This is a genomic window from Streptomyces sp. NPDC093544 (assembly GCF_040683495.1).
GTDB lineage: Bacteria > Actinomycetota > Actinomycetes > Streptomycetales > Streptomycetaceae > Streptomyces.
Genome location: NZ_JBFBEA010000021.1, coordinates 164,600 through 184,011 on the forward strand (window position 1 = coordinate 164,600; position 19,412 = coordinate 184,011).

At 67.1% G+C, this 19,412-nt stretch carries 18 protein-coding genes; 9 read left to right on the top strand and 9 right to left on the bottom strand.

The window, feature by feature from the left end; all coding sequences use genetic code 11:
- Position 1: 1 nt before the first annotated feature.
- The 6 genes from murJ to trxA all read left to right on the top strand — a co-directional run bounded on the left by murJ (position 2) and on the right by trxA (position 7,305).
- Positions 2-2,257 (top strand): murein biosynthesis integral membrane protein MurJ, encoded by a 2,256-nt coding sequence (gene murJ, locus AB0N66_RS29945; RefSeq protein WP_365440811.1) that lies wholly within the window; start codon positions 2-4, stop codon positions 2,255-2,257.
- A 116-nt stretch (positions 2,258-2,373) separates the two neighbouring features.
- Positions 2,374-4,089: a protein kinase family protein gene (locus AB0N66_RS29950; protein WP_365440813.1), complete on the top strand. Its 1,716-nt coding sequence runs from the start codon at positions 2,374-2,376 to the stop codon at positions 4,087-4,089.
- A 28-nt stretch (positions 4,090-4,117) separates the two neighbouring features.
- Positions 4,118-4,834, top strand: coding sequence for an RNA polymerase sigma factor SigM (gene sigM, locus AB0N66_RS29955; RefSeq protein ID WP_365440815.1), 717 nt, complete (start codon positions 4,118-4,120; stop codon positions 4,832-4,834).
- Positions 4,831-5,781: a hypothetical protein gene (locus AB0N66_RS29960; protein WP_365440817.1), complete on the top strand. Its 951-nt coding sequence runs from the start codon at positions 4,831-4,833 to the stop codon at positions 5,779-5,781. Before sigM ends, AB0N66_RS29960 begins: the two co-directional genes overlap by 4 nt.
- Before the next feature lie 184 nt (positions 5,782-5,965).
- Entirely contained in the window at positions 5,966-6,931 is a 966-nt protein-coding gene (gene trxB / locus AB0N66_RS29965) for a thioredoxin-disulfide reductase (protein WP_365440819.1), read from the top strand.
- Positions 6,932-6,972: 41 nt separating this feature from the next.
- Entirely contained in the window at positions 6,973-7,305 is a 333-nt protein-coding gene (gene trxA, locus AB0N66_RS29970) for a thioredoxin (RefSeq protein ID WP_365440821.1), read from the top strand.
- Positions 7,306-7,425: 120 nt separating this feature from the next.
- Here trxA and AB0N66_RS29975 read toward each other — a convergent pair whose 3' ends face one another.
- The 9 genes from AB0N66_RS29975 to rpmH form a co-directional block, all read right to left on the bottom strand.
- Entirely contained in the window at positions 7,426-8,043 is a 618-nt protein-coding gene (locus tag AB0N66_RS29975) for a GNAT family N-acetyltransferase (RefSeq protein WP_365440823.1), read from the bottom strand.
- Positions 8,044-8,369: 326 nt separating this feature from the next.
- Positions 8,370-9,461 (bottom strand): ParB/RepB/Spo0J family partition protein, encoded by a 1,092-nt coding sequence (locus AB0N66_RS29980; RefSeq protein ID WP_365440825.1) that lies wholly within the window; start codon positions 9,459-9,461, stop codon positions 8,370-8,372.
- A complete protein-coding gene (locus tag AB0N66_RS29985) occupies positions 9,458-10,531 on the bottom strand; it encodes a ParA family protein (protein ID WP_365440858.1) in 1,074 nt (357 codons plus the stop codon). Before AB0N66_RS29985 ends, AB0N66_RS29980 begins: the two co-directional genes overlap by 4 nt.
- 340 nt (positions 10,532-10,871) lie before the next feature.
- Positions 10,872-11,588, bottom strand: a complete 717-nt coding sequence (gene rsmG, locus AB0N66_RS29990; protein ID WP_365440827.1) for a 16S rRNA (guanine(527)-N(7))-methyltransferase RsmG — start codon at positions 11,586-11,588, stop codon at positions 10,872-10,874.
- A gap of 176 nt (positions 11,589-11,764) precedes the next feature.
- Positions 11,765-12,274, bottom strand: coding sequence for a R3H domain-containing nucleic acid-binding protein (locus tag AB0N66_RS29995; RefSeq protein ID WP_365440829.1), 510 nt, complete (start codon positions 12,272-12,274; stop codon positions 11,765-11,767).
- 15 nt (positions 12,275-12,289) lie between these two features.
- The gene (gene yidC / locus AB0N66_RS30000) at positions 12,290-13,573 is read right to left on the bottom strand and encodes a membrane protein insertase YidC (RefSeq protein WP_365440831.1); all 1,284 of its coding nucleotides are present in this window, start codon (positions 13,571-13,573) and stop codon (positions 12,290-12,292) included.
- A 3-nt stretch (positions 13,574-13,576) separates the two neighbouring features.
- The gene (yidD, locus tag AB0N66_RS30005; protein WP_266458393.1) at positions 13,577-13,942 is read right to left on the bottom strand and encodes a membrane protein insertion efficiency factor YidD; all 366 of its coding nucleotides are present in this window, start codon (positions 13,940-13,942) and stop codon (positions 13,577-13,579) included.
- Complete coding sequence (rnpA, locus tag AB0N66_RS30010; protein ID WP_365440834.1) at positions 13,939-14,310, bottom strand: ribonuclease P protein component; 372 nt, start codon at positions 14,308-14,310, stop codon at positions 13,939-13,941. The genes yidD and rnpA overlap by 4 nt, the downstream gene beginning before the upstream one ends.
- A 21-nt stretch (positions 14,311-14,331) precedes the next feature.
- Entirely contained in the window at positions 14,332-14,469 is a 138-nt protein-coding gene (gene rpmH, locus AB0N66_RS30015; protein ID WP_003967884.1) for a 50S ribosomal protein L34, read from the bottom strand.
- Positions 14,470-14,866: 397 nt separating this feature from the next.
- Between rpmH and dnaA the strand changes: the two genes are divergently transcribed.
- From dnaA to AB0N66_RS30030, 3 genes are all read left to right on the top strand, one after another.
- Positions 14,867-16,804: a chromosomal replication initiator protein DnaA gene (dnaA, locus tag AB0N66_RS30020; RefSeq protein WP_365440836.1), complete on the top strand. Its 1,938-nt coding sequence runs from the start codon at positions 14,867-14,869 to the stop codon at positions 16,802-16,804.
- 989 nt (positions 16,805-17,793) lie between these two features.
- A complete protein-coding gene (gene dnaN, locus AB0N66_RS30025; protein WP_365440838.1) occupies positions 17,794-18,924 on the top strand; it encodes a DNA polymerase III subunit beta in 1,131 nt (376 codons plus the stop codon).
- Positions 18,925-19,077: 153 nt separating this feature from the next.
- The coding region (locus tag AB0N66_RS30030) for an NAD(P)-binding domain-containing protein (protein WP_365440840.1) at positions 19,078-19,412 on the top strand (335 nt) is incomplete at its 3' end.

Here is a 19,412-nt window from a genome sequence, read left to right on the forward strand (position 1 = left end):
CATGAACGCGCCGTACGACGGTGACCGCGGTCAGGGCGCGGGCAGCTCGGACTACCCCGAGGGCTACCCGGATCAAGGCACCGGGAACTCCGGCTACCCGGAGGGCTATCCCGAGGGTCCGCCGCCCCAGTCCGGTCAGGCGCCGCAGGGGCCCCCCGCGGACGTGTACTTCCAGGACACATACGCCCAGGACCCCTACCGAGCGCAGGACCTCTCCGCCCAGGACCCGGTGACCGAGGCGCTCTACGACCGCGCCGCGCACCCCCCGCCGCCCCCGGGCACGTACTACCCGCAGCCTCCGCTGTACGCCCAGCCGCCCACGTCGCAGTACGCCCCCGACCCGCGCGTCTGGGCCCAGACGCCCCCGCCGGAGCCCGCGGGCCCGACCCGGCACCTTCCTTACGGTGAGGACGCGCGCACCACCCAGTTCGTGGGCGTCGACGACCTGGTGACCCAGGCGGGCGAGCAGCAGCACGAGCCCGACGCCTTCGCCCACCTCTTCCGTGACCAGGGGCAGGGCGCCGGCCGTCCGTACGCCGGTCCGCCCGGCGTACCGTCACCGGCCCCCGAACCGGCTCCGGCCGCCGCGCAGCCACCGCCGCCCGCTGCCGCACCGAAGCAGGGCGGGCGGGCTTCGGGGCTGCTGAAGTCGAGCGCGGTGATGGCGGCGGGAACGTTGGTGTCCCGCCTCACCGGCTTCATCCGGTCAGCGATGATCGTCTCCGCCTTGGGCCTAGGCCTCCTGGGCGACTCCTTCCAAGTGGCTTACCAGCTACCGACGATGATCTATATCCTGACCGTCGGCGGCGGGCTCAACTCGGTCTTCGTGCCCCAGCTCGTGCGCGCCATGAAGGATGACGACGACGGCGGCGAGGCCTTCGCCAACCGCCTGCTGACCCTCGTCATGGTGGCCCTCGGCTCACTCACCGCGCTCGCGATCTTCGCCGCGCCGCTACTGGTCCGTATGCTTTCGGTGCCCGTTGCCAGCAGCCCTGAGGCCAATGACGTCGCCGTCACCTTCACCCGCTACTTCCTGCCCTCGATCTTCTTCATGGGCATCCACGTGGTGATGGGGCAGATCCTCAACGCTCGCGGAAAATTCGGCGCGATGATGTGGACCCCGGTCCTGAACAACATCGTCATCATCGTGACGCTCGGAATGTTCATCTGGGTGTACGGCAGCGCGGCGGACTCCGGGATGGCAGTGGGGAACATCCCGCCGGAGGGCCAACGTCTCCTCGGCATCGGCATTCTCCTCGGCCTCGTCGTACAGGCCTTGGCGATGATCCCGTACCTGCGCGAGACCGGATTCAAGCTGCGCCTTAGGTTCGACTGGAAGGGCCACGGCCTCGGCAAGGCCGCGATGCTCGCCAAGTGGACGGTGCTCTTCGTCCTCGCCAACCAGGCGGGTGCAATGGTCGTCACCCAGCTGTCGACAGCCGCAGGCAAGGACGCCGGCAAGATCGAGGGCGTCGGCTTCGCCGCCTACGCCAACGCCCAGCTCATCTGGGGCCTTCCGCAAGCGATCATCACCGTCTCCCTCATGGCTGCCCTGCTGCCACGGATCTCCCGCTCGGCCCACGAGGGAGACGCCGGCGCCATCCGCGACGACATCTCCCAGGGCCTGCGCACCACGGCCGTCGCGATTGTGCCCATCGCCTTCGGCTTCGTTTCACTCGGCATTCCGATGTGCACGCTGATCTTCGGCTCATCCGGCATCAGCGCCTCCACGAACATGGGTTACATGCTGATGGCCTTCGGCCTCGGCCTGATCCCGTATTCCGTGCAGTACGTCGTGCTGCGCGCCTTCTACGCGTACGAAGACACCCGGACCCCCTTCTACAACACGGTCATCGTTGCCGTCGTCAACGCCGGGGCCTCGGCGCTCTGCTTCTTCGTGCTCCCTGCCCGCTGGGCCGTCGTCGGCATGGCGGCCTCGTACGGCCTCGCCTACGCGATCGGCGTCGGTATCGCCTGGAGCCGTCTACGCAAGCGGCTGGGCGGCGACCTCGACGGCACACGGGTCCTGCGGACGTACGCCCGGCTGGGTATCGCATCGCTGCCCGCCGCTCTGCTCAGCGGGGCAGCCTGTTACGGGATCAGCCACACGCTGGGACAGGGCGTTGGTGGCTCGCTACTCGCCCTCCTCGGTGGCGGTATCGCCCTCCTCGGCGTCTTCTACATCGCAGCACGGAAGATGCGCATCGAAGAGCTCAACTCACTGGTCGGAATGGTCCGCGGGCGCCTGGGACGCTGAGGCGGGGGTACGCGCACAACCATCGTTAGCCGCCGCGTGTCGTGCATAGCGGCGGACTGTGGGCACAATTGGTTTCTGCGTGGGAGCACGCAACGGATGGGGAGGCGGGAACGACGGTGGCGGAACGGAGCACGGCTGCCGTCGACGTGGCAGACAACAGCGGCGACGAGCCGCTGACCGCCAAGGCGGACCAGTCCACGGCCGACGGGGTGGCCCAGAAGCGGGAGCGGGACACGGAGAGCGAAAAGGCACAGGGGAGCGGCGGGACCGAGCGTCCCGGAAAGGCCTCACCGCCCGAACTTCACAGCGGTCACAAGCTCGCCAGACGGTACCGCCTCGAAGAGTGCGTCACCCGTCTGGACGGTTTCAGCAGTTGGCGTGCGATGGACGAGAAACTCCGCCGTGCCGTCGGTGTGCATCTGCTGCCCGCCGACCATCCGCGGGCCCGATCCGTACTCGCAGCGGCCCGCTCCTCCGCCTTGCTGGGCGATCCCCGCTTCGTCCAAGTCCTGGACGCGGTTGAGGAGAACGACCTTGTCTATGTGGTGCACGAGTGGCTTCCGGACGCCACGGAGCTCACGACGCTCCTGGCCTCCGGCCCGCTGGAGGTGCACGACGCGTACCAGATGGTCACCCAGGTCTCCCAGGCCATGGCTGCGGCGCACCGTGAGGGCCTGGCGCACCTGCGGCTGACCCCGGGCGCCGTGCTGCGCACCTCGTCCGGCCAATGGCGCATCCGCGGGCTCGCGGTCAACGCCGCGCTGCGCGGCATCACTTCGGACACCCCACAGCGCACCGACACGGAGGCGATCGGCGCGCTTCTGTACGCCGCGCTGACCCAACGCTGGCCGTACGACAACGACGCCTACGGTCTGTCGGGGCTGCCCAAAGACATCGGTCTCATCCCTCCCGACCAGGTTCGGGCCGGCGTTCACCGAGGCTTGTCCGAACTCACCATGCGCGCGCTCGCCAACGACGGCGCGACCGCCTCCCGCCACGAGACCGCGTGCACCGCGCCGGAGGAACTGGTGAAGGCGATCAGCGAGATGCCTCGCATCCGCCCGCCGGAGCCCGCGTTCACCGCCCCGCCGGAGTACCAGCGCACGTCGTACCAGCAGGGCACCTACGGTCGTCAGGCGCCGCGTCCAGGCGTGACACAGCCCATGCCTGCCCCGCCGTCCCCGCTACAGAGCCGCACCGGCAAGGCCCTGAAGTGGGCCGTGTCGGCTCTCCTCATCGCCGCGCTGGGCCTCGGCAGTTGGCAGCTCGCGGACGCGCTCATGGAACAGCTCAAGTCCGACGACACGAACCAGACGCAGACGACGGACAGCGACGACAAGAGCAGCGAAAAGGCAAAGCCTGTCGAGCCGATCACCATCCAGGATGCGGCCGAGTACTACCCGGATGGCAAACCGCAGCACGCGAGTGACGCGAAGCTGACCTACGACGACGACAGTTCGACGTACTGGCGGACTTACTCCTACAAGGGCGGTCCCGAACTGGCACCGTTCAAGCAAGGCGTGGGAATCGTCTACGACCTCGGTTCCAGCCAGGATCTGTCGGCGGCCTCGATAGGGCTCTACTACCCCGGCGATCACACGACAGCCACCCTGTACGCCGCCGATTCACTGTCGTCGTCCGCCCCGCTCAGCTCCATGTCGCAGATCGCGACAGCTACGACCTCGGGCAAGGACCTGAAGATCTCGGCCAAGGAGCCGGTGAAGACCCGATACGTTCTGCTCTGGCTCACCGCGGTGCCGCACGCATCCGGCGACCAATACAGCGACGCCGGCTACAAGCAAGCCATCACGGACGTGAAGTTCACCAGCTGACGCTCATCGACAAAGGGGAGGGGGTCCGATGGCCGATGAAGCCACATACGGCGAAGCAAGCGATCAGGACCTCCTCGCCCGGCATGTCGAGGGTGACTCCGATGCCTTCGGTGAGCTTGTGCGGCGTCACCGCGACCGCCTCTGGGCGGTGGCCCTGCGGACGCTGGGAGACCGTGAGGAAGCCGCTGACGCCGTCCAGGACGCCCTGGTCTCCGCCTACCGCGCCGCCCACACCTTTCGCGGCCAGTCGGCCGTCACCACCTGGCTGCACCGCATCACGGTGAACGCCTGCCTGGACCGCGCCCGCAAAGCCGCTTCCAGAAAGACCTCTCCCGTCGATGACACCGAACGCCTGGAGCAGCTCCTCGAGCCGCACGAGTCCGCCTCCGCTCCGGCGGAGCGCAACGATCTACACCGAGAGCTCCTCAAGGCTCTGGCCACCCTTCCGCCCGACCAGCGCGCCGCGCTGGTGCTGGTGGACATGCAGGGCTACCCCGTGGCGGAGGCCGCCCGTGTTCTCGACGTGCCGATCGGCACGGTGAAGAGCCGCTGCGCTCGTGGCAGAGCAAGACTCCTCCCGTTGCTCACCCATCTCCGTACGGAGAACGAGAGCAGGGAGGACAGCAAGAAGTCGGGGGGCGGACGGAACCGGACGCAGGGGACATCCGTCCCACCCGCAGCGGGACCACATGATGCGGGGCCAAGCGATTCAGCTGCTGTGAAGGGCGGAGGTGGGAGAGCGTGACATCCACGACGGATACGGCCGGGCACCCGGACGTCGCGGAGATCTCCGACCTCTCCGAAGGTCTCCTCACTCCCTCCCGTACCGCGGACGTACGACGACACCTCGACGACTGCCCGCTCTGTGCTGACGTGTACGACTCGCTTGAGGAGATCCGGAGCCTGCTTGGCTCCCTGCCGGGCCCGGCGCGTATGCCCGCCGATGTGGCCGGCCGCATTGATGCCGCATTGGCCGCGGAAGCGCTGCTCAGTGCCACGGCACCCGGTGGTGACGCGGACACGAAGGACGACCGCGCGAGTGTTTCACGTGAAACATCGACCGCGGGTGTCCTCGTTGCATCTCCCGACTCAGGCTCCTCCGCCTCCACGGACCGCCCCTCGGGACCTCGCGCAGCCACCGGCCCCGGGCGGCCCCACCGAGTACGCCCCGGACGTCGCAGGGTGGCCGTGATCGGCACGGCTTTCACGGCCGCCGCTCTGGGGCTGGGCGCGATCCTCCTGCAGACGATCGGCAACGACAGCACGGGCAAGAGTTCTCAGGCAGAGACACCACCGGAGTCGGGTTCGACCGTCACCTTCTCCGAAGGGACGTTGGAGAGCCAGGTCTCTGATCTCCTCACGAAGAACAAGAACACAGAAGATCGCTCCGGCACCGACGAGCCCTGGGGCGTCCAGTCCCATGGCACCGGTTCCGCGTCCCCGGAAGTCGGCACCTTGATCACGCCCGCCGTGACCGTCCCTGAATGCGTCCAGGACGGAACGGGGAACAGCGGAGCGGTCCTCGCCGCTGAGTCGGGTACGTACAAAGGCACGAGCGTCTATCTCGTCGTACAGCCCGACGCCTCCGACAGCACGAAGGTCGCGGCTTATATCGTCGACGCCGCGTGCATGAAGCAGGGCTCGGCGTCCCCGGGAAAGCTCCTGCTGAAGCAGTCGTACACCCCTTCCTGAGGTTTTGAGAGCCGAACGAGCTCCTGCCCCGACGCCGCATGGCCTCTCTCTTCGGTCTCGGGTCTCCGTGTGCCCGGACACAGCGGGAATGCTGGCCCCTTAGGATCCGTTGGGTGGGGTGAGAGTTCTGAGAGAGGCTCCCACCAGCAGTACGCAGCAGTCTCCAGAGACGAGGAATCAAGCCGTGACCGACGTCCGTAACGTGATCATCATCGGCTCCGGGCCCGCCGGCTACACGGCAGCGCTCTACACCGCGCGCGCGTCGCTGAAGCCCCTGGTGTTCGAGGGCGCCGTCACCGCAGGCGGTGCGCTGATGAACACCACCGAGGTGGAGAACTTCCCCGGCTTCCAGGACGGCGTCATGGGCCCGGAGCTCATGGACAACATGCGCGCCCAGGCCGAGCGCTTCGGTGCCGAGCTCGTTCCGGACGATGTCGTCGCCGTCGACCTGACGGGCGAGATCAAGACCGTCACGGACACCGCCGGAACCGTCCACCGCGCCAAGGCCGTCATCGTCACGACAGGCTCACAGCACCGCAAGCTCGGCCTGCCCAATGAGGACGCGCTCTCCGGACGCGGCGTCTCCTGGTGCGCCACCTGTGACGGCTTCTTCTTCAAGGACCACGACATCGCCGTGATCGGCGGCGGCGACACCGCGATGGAGGAAGCCACCTTCCTCTCCCGCTTCGCCAAGTCCGTGACGATCGTCCACCGCCGGGACACGCTCCGCGCCTCCAAGGCAATGCAGGAGCGCGCTTTCGCCGACCCGAAGATCAAGTTCGTCTGGGACAGCGAGATCGCCGAGATCGAGGGCAACCCGAAGCTCTCCGGTCTGAAGCTGCGCAACCTCAAGACAGGCGAGATCTCCGGGCTGCCGGTGACCGGTCTGTTCATCGCGATCGGCCACGACCCGCGCACCGAGCTCTTCAAGGGCCAGCTCGATCTCGACGGGGAGGGCTACCTGAAGGTCGAGGCGCCCTCGACCCGGACGAACCTGACCGGCGTCTTCGGCGCCGGTGACGTCGTCGACCACACGTACCGCCAGGCGATCACCGCAGCCGGCACCGGCTGCTCCGCGGCCCTCGACGCCGAGCGTTACCTCGCCGCCCTCGCGGACAACGAGGCCGCTACCGCGGCTGCCACTGTCTGATCCCATCCGCCCCACCGCACCAACGAGTTAAGGAGCCTGCCGTGGCCGGCACTCTCAAGAACGTGACTGACGACTCCTTCGAGCAGGACGTCCTCAAGAACGACAAGCCCGTCCTGGTGGACTTCTGGGCCGCCTGGTGCGGTCCGTGCCGCCAGATCGCGCCGTCGCTCGAGGCGATCGCCGCCGAGTACGGCGACAAGATCGAGGTCGTCAAGCTCAACATCGACGAGAACCCGGGGATCGCCGCCAAGTACGGCGTCATGTCGATCCCGACCCTGAACGTCTACCAGGGTGGCGAGGTCGCCAAGACCATCGTCGGTGCGAAGCCGAAGGCTGCGATCGTGCGCGACCTCGCAGACTTCATCACCGACTAGTCGGTGAACTGCCGCGCGAGCGGCGCATGTTTCACGTGAAACACGAATGGGCCAGCCCTCTTGGGTTGGCCCATTCTTCTTTGCAAGGTCAGAGCAGCCTCTGTAGGGCACGAGCGCCGACTACAGGGGCCGGAGCGCCGGCTCCTTCTGTACGGCTCCCAGAAGGCGGTCCAGGGCCAGCTCCACGTCTTCCTTCCACGAGAGCGTCGTCCGCAGTTCCAGCCTCAGTCGCGGATTGGTGGGGTGCGGCCTGACCGTCTTGAAGCCCACGGCCAGCAGATGGTCCGCGGGCAGCACACAGGCCGGTTCTTTCCACCGCGCGTCGCCGAAGGCTTCGATCGCCTTGAAGCCCCGGCGCAGCAGATCCTTGGCGACTGTCTGAACCATCACGCGGCCGAGTCCCTGTCCCTGGTAGCCCGGCAGGATGAAGGCGGTCATCAGCTGAACCGCATCCGGTGACACCGGACTCGTGGGGAACGCTGTGGCGCGGGGGACATAGGCCGGAGGCGCGTACAGCACGAACCCCACCGGTACGTCGTCCACGTAGACAACACGGCCGCAGGATCCCCACTCCAGCAGGACGGCGGAGATCCAGGCCTCCTTTTCCAGGTCAGGTGTGCCTGCTTTTACCGCGGCCTGCCCACTGACTGGGTCCAGCTCCCAGAAGACACACGAGCGACAGCGCTCGGGAAGGTCCTTAAGGTTGTCCAGCGTGAGCGGTACGAGCCGACGCCCCATGAAGGATGTTCCTCGCTTCCTTCGCCCGCGACGACACGGGCGGCTGTCAGGGCACTTCGCTCCCTGAGCAGACTGCCGACGAACCCGCCGACCGCTCCCAGTCCCAGGCCTGCGGTCAGCAGTCCGGTACGGGTCATGGATTGCACGGCCCCCGCCTCCCCAAAAAGGTGCTGCCAGGTGGATGCGCCATACCCGAACGCATCGTATCGACGATGCGATTCCATCGATACCGCCAGAAAGCAAAAGAGCGGGCCGTGTCCGGTACACACCGGACACGGCCCGCTCTGGTGGTTCGGCCGATCAAAGACCGTCCCACCACCTGCGACTCAGGCCTCCGTGTCCTCGGAGTCGTCGTCCAGGAGGCTCTTCTGAAGAACCGGTCCTTCGCCCGGTGCGAGAGAACCGAGGATCCGCTCAAGGTCATCCATCGAGGCGAACTCGACGGTGATCTTGCCCTTTTTCTGTCCCAGGTCGACCTTCACTCGCGTCTCGAAGCGGTCCGAGAGACGCGAAGCCAGATCACTGAGCGCCGGGGAGAGCAGCGCGCCGGCACGCGGCCCCTTGGAGCGCGGGGCGGTCTGCGGCCGCGATCCCATGAGGGTGACGATCTCTTCGACGGCCCGCACCGAGAGCCCCTCGGCCACGATCCGGTGGGCCAGCCGGTCCTGCTCCTCCGAGTCATCCACAGAGAGCAGGGCCCGTGCATGTCCGGCGGAGAGAACTCCGGCGGCAACACGGCGCTGAACCGCAGGAGAGAGCTTCAGCAGACGCAGAGTGTTGGAGACCTGCGGACGCGACCGCCCGATGCGGTCCGCCAGCTGGTCGTGCGTGCAGTTGAAGTCCTTGAGCAGCTGGTCATAGGCCGCCGCCTCTTCCAGCGGGTTCAGCTGCGCGCGGTGCAGGTTCTCCAGCAGAGCGTCCAGGAGGAGCTTGTCGTCCTCCGTGGCCCGCACGATCGCCGGAATCGCCTCAAGCCCGGCCTCACGGCATGCCCGGAAGCGCCGCTCGCCCATGATGAGCTCGTAGCGCGTCGGACCGACCTGACGTACGACGACAGGCTGGAGAAGCCCGACCTCCTTGATGGAGGTGACCAGCTCGAAGAGAGCGTCCTCGTCGAACACCTCGCGAGGCTGGCGCGGGTTCGGGACGATGAAGTCGAGGGGTAGTTCGGCGAAGTGAGCACCCACAGGTGACGGGTATTCCTCCAGAACTCCGTTCGCCGACAGCTCCTCGGTTTCATGTGAAACAGGCGGCAGCATGGCCACCTTCGCCGCAGCCACACCGCGCTCGGCGGTGAGTACGGGCACAGCCGTCGGCGAGGTGGACGCTCCACCCGCGGAAGCCGCCTTCTCTCCTGTCGGTGCCGCAGGGATGAGTGCGCCGAGGCCACGCCCCAGTCCCCGTCGTCGCTCGCTCACTGGATCCCCTCCACCATGTTCTGACCGTTCTGTACGCCCACGTGGGCAGGTTCCGCGTCGTACGCCACACCAACTCCGCGGAGGGCGATTTCCCGTGCTGCCTCAAGATACGAGAGGGCACCGCTTGACCCTGGATCGTAGGTCAGCACCGTTTGCCCATAGCTCGGCGCCTCGGAGATACGGACCGAGCGAGGAATGCTCGTCCGCAGCACCTCCTCACCGAAGTGACTGCGCACCTCGTCCGCGACCTGCGACGCCAGGCGCGTCCGGCCGTCGTACATGGTGAGCAGGATCGTCGAGACATGGAGGTCGGGGTTGAGGTGCCCCCGTACCAGGTCCACATTGCGCAGGAGCTGCCCCAGGCCTTCCAGCGCGTAGTACTCGCACTGGATGGGGATGAGGACCTCCGCGCCGGCCACCAGCGCATTGACCGTCAGGAGGCCGAGCGACGGCGGGCAGTCGATGAGGATGTAGTCCAGCGGCTGCTCGTATGCCTGGATCGCTCGTTCCAGTCGACTCTCCCGCGCCACCAGGGACACCAGCTCGATCTCCGCACCGGCGAGATCGATGGTGGCCGGCGCGCAGAAGAGACCCTCGACATCGGCGACCGGCTGGACGACTTCGGAGAGCGGCTTGCTGTCGATCAACACGTCGTAGATCGATGGAACTTCGGCGTGATGGTCGATGCCCAGCGCGGTGGAGGCATTGCCCTGAGGGTCGAGGTCGATCACCAGGACACGGCCGCCATGCAGAGCGAGTGAGGCAGCAAGGTTGACCGTGGTCGTGGTCTTACCCACCCCGCCCTTCTGATTGGCAACGACCATGACCCGGGTCTGCTCAGGCCGGGGCAGGCCCTCACCGGCGCGACCTAGCGCCTCCACTGCCAGTTGGGCAGCACGACCGATGGGAGTGTCGTCCATTGGAGGCGGTGTTTCACGTGAAACATCCTCCCCCATCGACTCGGTACGGGGACCGGGGACCGGATCGGTCATCGGTCCCGCGATGTTGGCGTCGGACCGCAAGGATTCACTCTCCTCGACTTCAGGCTCGCAATGAACAGAGCCTCCCATGCCTTCGGGGTCGTGAACCAGCGAGGCCCGTTCTTCTGTGGAGAAATCCACCTCTGTGGACAACTCCGCACCCTCTCTGAGTGAAGCGAGAGGTTTCCGGTCCCGGGATACGGCCGCGGCCCGGCCGCGACTGATGATGCCGTGCAACAGTGAGCGACGTTTCACGTGAAACACGATGCATAGGGTTCGCGGCCATCATGGCGCGACACTCCGAGATGCGTAGGTTTGGCAGCTTGTGTGGAGTACTGCTCGTCGTCAGGACGGATCAGCGATAGTGACGAAAAACTCCCGGCTCCGCCATGCGGATCCGGGAGTTCAACGTCCATTCGGCCTCTCAGGCTCAGCGTCGGCGTCGCGTTCGCCCGATCCGGGCCGCCTTTGCCCGCTTGGCTGCAAAGCGCACACCACCGGGGCTCTCCCCGACCTCTACCCGTACGACGGTGGAGAGCGGATCCACCACTCCCTCTCCTACATGGAGCACGGATGTCTGAGCGGCACCGAGCTTGCTGAGCGCCGTTGCAGCGCTCTTCAGCTCCTCCTCGGCGGTGTCGCCCTTGAGGGCGAGCATCTCGCCGTAAGGACGCAGCAGCGGGATGCCCCAGGCGGCCAGTCGATCCAGGGGCGCCACGGCGCGCGCGGTCACCACGTGAACGGGCGCGAGCTTGCCCATGACCTCCTCCGCGCGACCACGGACGACCGTCACATGGTCGAGGCCCAGCAGCTCCACGACCTCAGTCAGGAAGGTCGTGCGACGCAGCAGCGGCTCAAGCAACGTGATCTTGAGGTCCTCGCGGACGAGCGCCAGCGGAATGCCCGGCAGTCCGGCACCCGAGCCGACATCGCACACCGTCACCCCTTCGGGCACGACCTCGGAGAGCACCGCACAGTTCAACAAGTGCCGCTCCCACAGACGGGGCACTTCACGCGGGCCGATCAGCCCCCGCTGCACTCCCGCCTCGGCCAAGAGCTCCGCGTACCGGACCGCGTCCGCGAAGCGATTGCCGAAAACCTCACGCGCCTGCTCCGGCGCGGGAGGAAGCTCCGCTGCCTCCGTCACGGGGACCGTCCTTCCGTACCGCATAAGCGCATTGAGCGCTGACCACCAGGACCATCAGGGACTACCGGGTACTGCCAGGCATACCAGGGACTATCAGGCTCCACCGAGGACTACCAGGCTGACAAAGTTCGGCCCCGCCTGCGCAACAGACGGGGCCGATGGAACGTACGTACCGATCAGGCAGGAAGCACGACGACGAAGCGCTGCGGCTCCTCGCCCTCGGACTCGCTGCGCAGCCCCGCAGCCTTGACCGCGTCGTGCACGACCTTGCGCTCGAAGGGCGTCATCGGGTTCATCTTCACAGGCTCACCGGAGCTCTTGACCTCGGCCGCGGCCTTGGCACCCAGCTCGGAGAGCTCCTCGCGCTTCCTCGCGCGGTAGCCCGCGATGTCCAGCATGAGGCGGCTGCGGTCGCCGGTCTCCCGGTGTACCGCCAGGCGCGTGAGCTCCTGCAGGGCTTCCAGTACCTCACCGTCCCGGCCGACCAGCTTGTTCAGATCGCGACCGCCGGCGTCGCTGATGATCGAGACAGCGGCGCGGTCGGCCTCGACGTCCATGTCGATGTCGCCGTCGAGATCAGCGATGTCGAGCAGACCCTCGAGGTAGTCCGCCGCGATCTCGCCCTCCTGCTCAAGGCGGCTCAGGGTGTCGCCCTCGGCGGCAGCGGAGATGGTGCCTTCCGTCACGGGATGGACTCCTTCTTACTTCTTGGACGGCGACTTGGGCCGCTGAGGACCCTTGCGCTGTCCGGACTGGGCTTTGCTGCGGGTACCGGAGCCCGGCTTGTTGCCGCCCGCGGCCGGCTTGGCGGCGTTGGGCTTGGCGTCCTCGGGCTCGTCGGACTTGGTCAGCGAGGTCTTCGGCTCGGACTCGCCCGCCGCCTTGGCCGTAGCCGACTGACGCTGGGACTTGGACTGCCTCTTCGGCTGCTGGCGCTTGGGGGCGCCGCCCACGGTCGTCTGGGTGCCGTCCTCGGCCTCGGTGACGGCGTCACTCACACCCTTCAACACGGTGCCGTCGGCCTGGGCCGCCAGGCCCGCCTTGGTCAGAGTGTTGATGAACTTGCGCTCGTGTTCGTTGCGGTCGCGGCCCTTGGCGACGATCGCCTTGACGATGGCCTTCTGACCACGGCCACGCGTCTTCTCGTGGTGCGTGACGTGCTTCTCCAGGCGCTCCAGGTACGCGGCCTGAGCCTTGCTGCCCGGCGTCGGGTTGTTGCGGATGACGTACATCTGCTGGCCCATGGTCCACACGTTGGTGGTCAGCCAGTAGACGAGGACACCGACCGGGAAGTTGATGCCGAAGATGGCGAACATGACCGGGAAGACGTACATCAGCATCTTCTGCTGCTGCATGAAGGGCGTCTTCACGGACATGTCGACGTTCTTCGTCATCAGCTGACGCTGCGTGTAGAACTGCGACCCCGACATCAACACGATCATGATCGCGGTGATGACACGGACGTCGGTCAGTGTGGCACCGAGCTGGGCGACCTTGTCGGCGCCGTCGGTGAACTTCGCCGCGAGCGGGGCACCGAAGATGTGCGCCTTACGGGCACTGGTCAGCAGCGAGTCGTCGATGACGCCGATCGTCTTGCCGGTCGCGATGCCGTTGAGCACGTGGTAAAGGGCGAAGAAGAACGGGGACTGCGCCAGGATGGGAAGGCACGAGGAGAGCGGGTTGGTACCCGAATCCTTGTACAGCTTCATCATCTCTTCGGACTGACGCTGCTTGTCGTTCTTGTAGCGCTCCTGGATCTTCTTCATCTCGGGCTGCAGCGTCTGCATCGCCCGAGTGGCCTTGATCTGCTTCACGAAGAGCGGGATCAGGCAGATACGGATCAAGATCACCAGGGACACGATGGACAGGCCCCAGGCCCAGCCCGTATCGGCGCCGAAGATCTTGCCGTACACGGAGTGGAACTGGACGATGACCCAGGAGACGGGTGTCGTGATGAAGCTGAACAGACTGGCAATCGTGTCCACTAATCAGGCTCCTTGAGCATGGGACGGGGTCTCGGCGGCCGGGCTCGAGGGGTGGTCGGACATACCGTGCCCTTCGATGGCCGGTTCGGCGGCGGAGGTCCCGCCCTTGCGTGCACGCCAGGCGTTACGCAGCATTTCGTGCCACCGCGGACGCTTGCGCGGCGGAACATGGTCCACACCGCCCAGCGACCACGGATTGCACCGGAGGATGCGCCAGGCGGTGAGTGCCGTTCCCTTGATCGCACCGTGCCGGTCGATGGCCTGGTAGCCGTAGTGGGAACACGACGGGTAGTACTTGCACACCGGCCCCAGGAGCGGGCTGATCGTCCACTGGTACAGCTTGATGAGAGCCAGCAGCGGGTACTTCATCGCGCGCCCCCTCCCAGCAGCCGCTGAAGGGCGGCATCCAGGTCTCGGGCCAGCTGTTCATGGTCGGCGTCACCCGCGCCGGGCAACGCTCGTACGACTACCAGGCTACCGGTGGGCAGCAGAGCCACCCGGTGACGCATCAGATGGCGAAGCCTGCGCTTCACCTTGTTGCGTACGACAGCCCCGCCCACGGCCTTGCTCACGACGAAACCCGCACGCGTCGAGGGAGCGCTCTCCCCAGGCGCGTGCGGGTCCGTTGCACCGCTACGTAGATGGACGACAAGGAGCGGGCGTCCGGCCCGGCGTCCTCGGCGTACCGCGGTCGCGAAGTCCTCGCGCCGCCTCAGCCGATGCTCGGTAGGCAGCACGACGTCATGACCTGTAAGTGATCAGGCGGACAGGCTGGATCGGCCCTTGCCACGACGGTTCGCGAGAATCGCGCGGCCGGCACGGGTGCGCATCCGCAGGCGGAAGCCGTGGGTCTTGGCGCGACGACGGTTGTTCGGCTGGAAGGTGCGCTTGCTCACTCGGGGGCTCCAGAAATAATCGGTGGTGGCGGGATGCCGTCCTGGCTGTCACCGTGCGCCCACGAGTAGCTCGTATACGCCCGAGTGCACCGCTTCCCGATCACTCGAAGTGACCTGTGCCCATCGGAGGCAGGCGGCAGCAGCCATCGACAACTCGACCTGGTCACGGTACGCGCGGCTACGCCATCCGGTCAAACCAGCACCTGCCAGGAGACACTATCCACAGGCTGGGGACAACAACTTGAACCGCAGCGGTCGCCCTGACTACCGTGGCCAAACTCCGATTCGTTCTCTTCTCACCGCCCCAGCGGCTTTGTTCCCACCGCCCCACCCGAGTGATCTTCCCAACCTGCTCCCAGAACCACACGTTCGTGGGACCCATGAGAGAGCGTGCCCTGTGGCTGACGTACCTGCCGATCTTGCCGCAGTGTGGCCACGAGTAATGGAGCAACTTCTCGGCGAGGGCCGCGGTCAGGGTGTCGAGGCGAAGGACGAGCACTGGATCAAGCGCTGCCAGCCCCTGGCGCTGGTCGCGGACACCGCACTCCTCGCGGTCCCCAACGAGTTCGCGAAGGGCGTACTCGAAGGCCGTCTCGCGCCGATCGTCAGCGAGACCCTGAGCCGCGAGTGCGGCCGCCCGATCCGCATCGCCATCACCGTCGACGACTCCGCCGGCGAACCTCCGGCGCCCTCCCAGCCCCGGTACGAAGAGTCCGAGCCCCCCTCGGGGCAGGGCCAGGGCCGCGACTCGTACGACGGGCAGACCCGCGACGACCGAAGCCCGTACGACACCCAGGCGCGCGACGAGCGCCCCCCGTACGACAGCCAGGGCCGCGACGAGCGAAACCCGTACGACCCCCAGACACGCGACGACCGCAACCCCTACGACGGTCAGCGCCGCGACGGATACGAGGGGTACGGCCGCCACCGCGCCGACGACCACAGGTCCGGCCGCCCCGACCAGCTCCCCGGGGCCCCCGGCGACCAGCTCCCGAGCGCCCGCCCCGCCTATCCCGACTACCAGCGGCCCGAGCCGGGCGCCTGGCCGCGGCACCAGGACGACTACGGGTGGCAGCAGCAGCGCCTCGGCTTCCCGGAGCGTGACCCCTACGCGTCGCCCTCACAGGACTACCGGCCGCAGTCCATGGACCGCCCGCCGTACGAGCAGCAGCGCTCCGACTACGACCAGCGTCCCGACCGCCGCGATCTTCAGGAGCCGCCCTCCGGCAGCGGCCACATGCACCGCGGCTCACCCGGACCGCTGGCCGCGCAGCCCGCACCGGCCAGCGGTCCGGGCGAGCCCACCGCGCGCCTCAACCCGAAGTACCTCTTCGACACCTTCGTCATCGGCGCCTCGAACCGCTTCGCGCACGCCGCCGCGGTCGCCGTCGCCGAGGCACCGGCGAAGGCGTACAACCCGCTCTTCATCTACGGGGAGTCGGGCCTCGGCAAAACGCACCTGCTGCACGCGATCGGGCACTACGCGCGCAGCCTGTACCCCGGCACGCGGGTGCGGTACGTGAGCTCGGAGGAGTTCACCAACGAGTTCATCAACTCCATCCGCGACGGCAAGGGCGACAGCTTCCGCAAGCGGTACCGCGAGATGGACATCCTGCTGGTCGACGACATCCAGTTCCTGGCGGACAAGGAGTCGACACAGGAGGAGTTCTTCCACACCTTCAACACGCTCCACAACGCGAACAAGCAGATCGTGCTCTCCAGTGACCGGCCGCCCAAGCAGCTGGTCACCCTGGAGGACCGGCTGCGGAACCGTTTCGAGTGGGGTCTGATCACGGACGTCCAGCCGCCCGAGCTGGAGACGCGAATCGCCATCCTTCGTAAGAAGGCGGTGCAGGAGCAGCTCAACGCCCCGCCGGAGGTGCTGGAGTTCATCGCGTCCCGGATCTCGCGGAACATCCGCGAGCTGGAGGGCGCGCTGATCCGGGTGACGGCGTTCGCGTCGCTCAACCGGCAGCCGGTGGACCTCGGTCTGACGGAGATCGTCCTCAAGGACCTGATCCCCGGCGGCGAGGACTCGTCCCCGGAGATCACCGCGCCGGCCATCATGGCGGCCACCGCCGACTACTTCGGTCTCACCGTGGACGACCTGTGCGGCTCCTCGCGCAGCCGCGTCCTGGTGACGGCACGCCAGATCGCCATGTACCTCTGCCGCGAGCTCACCGACCTCTCACTTCCGAAGATCGGCGCGCAGTTCGGCGGCCGCGACCACACGACCGTGATGCACGCCGACCGCAAGATCCGCGCGCTGATGGCCGAGCGCCGCTCCATCTACAACCAGGTCACCGAGCTGACGAACCGCATCAAGAACGGCTGACAGAGCCGACGACAGACACCGTCGTACGTCGCCGAGGGCGCCCCGGGACACCTTCCCGAGGGCGCCTTTCGCTGTCCTCGTGCGCGTGCCAGGGGCCGCCCGGAGCGTTTTCGTGCCCCGTCCGGAGCGTTTTCCAGCCCGCGTCGAGGGCTCCGCCGACGTTTTCGTACGTCGACGGAGGGCGCCCTCCGTCGATCGGCGGTCATCCTCTGTTCGATTACGAGCCGGGTTACGGCCACTCTCCACAGATTCGGTGACTTTCCGGCGTCCACACCCTGGGGACTGGGAAGTTGTCCAGATCGTGTCCACAGGCCGCACTGTTGAAAGACCATCGGACCAGGTCACCCGCCTGTGGATTGGTGGACGAACTTCGTCCACAGGCTGTGGACGAAGAAAAGATCCACAGGGTGTGCACCAAGTTGTCCACCGTCAGCCCACAGGCTGGGCCGGGTTGTCCCCAGCGATCTCCAGCTTCTCCACACCTCTGTCCACTGTTCGGCAACCCGACGCGCCCTCTCACCGTGTCGAGTGAAAGGCGTCACACCAAGGTGCGCGATTGGCCTGTGGGGAACGTGGGTAAATCTGGGGACGGTGCTGGGGAGAAGTGACCTCCGCCTGTGCATCGCGTGTGCAGAACTTTTCGCCGTCCACAGAAGAGCGTGGTTTTCCACCGCTCCCACCCACAGGGTCAGTGGACAAAAAATACCCTCTGAGCTGCGAAAACAGGGTTATCCACGGTTTCCACAGGCCCTACTACTAAGACCAACTAGAGAGAGCCTGAGAATCGATTCGAAGACGGGGCTGTGCACAACTCACGCTCGGAGCCTCCGGTGCCGCTCTGCACGACTTGACCCCGAGGGGCAACGACTGTCAGTGCTGTGCGTCAGACTGGTCCCCGGTGTCCTGCCCATCCCTGGGCCGAGCGACACCGAGTCAAACGACGAAGGCCAGCAGGGCGAGAGCGCCGGCAACAGACGGAGGCGGCAACGGTGAAGATCCGGGTGGAACGCGACGTACTTGCGGAGGCAGTGGCCTGGGCGGCACGCAGCCTCCCGGCCCGTCCGCCGGCGCCTGTGCTCGCCGGCCTGCTCCTGAAGGCCGAGGAGGGCGCCCTGAGCCTCTCCAGCTTCGACTACGAGGTCTCGGCACGGGTGTCGGTGGACGCGGAGATCGACGAGGAGGGCACGGTGCTGGTCTCCGGCCGCCTGCTCGCCGACATCTGCCGCGCCCTCCCCAACCGGCCGGTGGAGATTTCCACAGACGGTTCACGGGCGAGCGTGGTCTGCGGCTCCTCGCGATTCACACTGCACACGCTGCCTGTGGAGGAGTACCCGGCGCTGCCGCAGATGCCCTCGGCGACCGGCACTGTGCCCGGTGAGGTCTTCGCCTCGGCGGCCGCCCAGGTGGCCATCGCGGCCGGGCGCGACGACACTCTGCCCGTCCTCACCGGCGTCCGCATCGAGATCGAGGGCGACACGGTCACCCTCGCCTCCACCGACCGCTACCGCTTCGCGGTCCGTGAGTTCCTGTGGAAGCCGGAGGACCCCGAGGCGTCCGCGGTGGCCCTGGTGCCCGCCAAGACGCTCCTGGACACCGCCAAGGCCCTTACGAGCGGCGACAGCGTGATCCTGGCGCTGTCCGGCTCCGGTGCAGGCGAGGGTCTGATCGGCTTCGAGGGCGCGGGGCGGCGTACGACCACCCGGCTGCTCGAAGGCGACCTCCCGAAGTACCGCTCGCTGTTCCCGACGGAGTTCAACTCGATCGCCGTCATCGAGACCGCCCCCTTCGTGGAGGCCGTCAAGCGCGTGGCCCTGGTCGCCGAGCGGAACACCCCGGTGCGACTGAGCTTCGAGCAGGGCGTGTTGATCCTGGAGGCGGGCTCCAGTGACGACGCACAGGCTGTGGAGAGGGTCGACGCCCAGTTGGAGGGTGACGACGTCTCGATCGCCTTCAACCCGACGTTCCTGCTCGACGGCCTGAGTGCCATCGACTCACCGGTCGCCCAGCTCTCCTTCACGACGTCCACGAAGCCCGCGCTGCTGAGCGGCAAGCCCGCTTTGGACGCCGAGGCGGACGAGGCATACAAGTACCTGATCATGCCGGTGCGCCTCAGCGGCTGATGCGTGGCGGCCGGCCCACCCGGCCGCCGAAGCCGCAGGTGGGGCGTACGTCTGAGCGCGTATGCCCACAGGTGTGCGTGAGCGTCCGGGTTTAGGCTCGGACACAGGTACGAAAGTGCCCTCACGCCACGTCGCAAACCTAAGGAACAACTGATGGAGCTCGGTCTCGTCGGCCTCGGCAAGATGGGCGGCAACATGCGCGAGCGCATCCGCCGCGCAGGCCACACCGTCCTCGGATACGACCGCAACCCGGACCTCGCCGATGTCCACAGCCTCAAAGAGCTTGTGGGCAAGCTCGAAGGCCCGCGGGTGGTGTGGGTGATGGTCCCGGCGGGTGCCGCGACCCAGTCCACCATCGACGAGCTGGCCGCCCTCCTGAAGCCCGGTGACGTCGTCGTGGACGGCGGCAACTCCCGCTGGACGGACGACGAGAAGCACGCCGTCGAACTCGGCATCAAAGGCATCGGCTTCGTCGACGCAGGCGTCTC

Bases quoted from the DNA above. Each gene is read 5' to 3' on its own strand.
- AB0N66_RS29985 (WP_365440858.1), bottom strand. From the start codon at position 10,531: ATGGGAGGCTCTGTTCATTGCGAGCCTGAAGTCGAGGAGAGTGAATCC.
- AB0N66_RS29975 (WP_365440823.1), bottom strand. From the start codon at position 8,043: ATGGGGCGTCGGCTCGTACCGCTCACGCTGGACAACCTTAAGGACCTT.
- yidD (WP_266458393.1), bottom strand. From the start codon at position 13,942: ATGAAGTACCCGCTGCTGGCTCTCATCAAGCTGTACCAGTGGACGATC.
- sigM (WP_365440815.1), top strand. From the start codon at position 4,118: ATGGCCGATGAAGCCACATACGGCGAAGCAAGCGATCAGGACCTCCTC.
- murJ (WP_365440811.1), top strand. From the start codon at position 2: ATGAACGCGCCGTACGACGGTGACCGCGGTCAGGGCGCGGGCAGCTCG.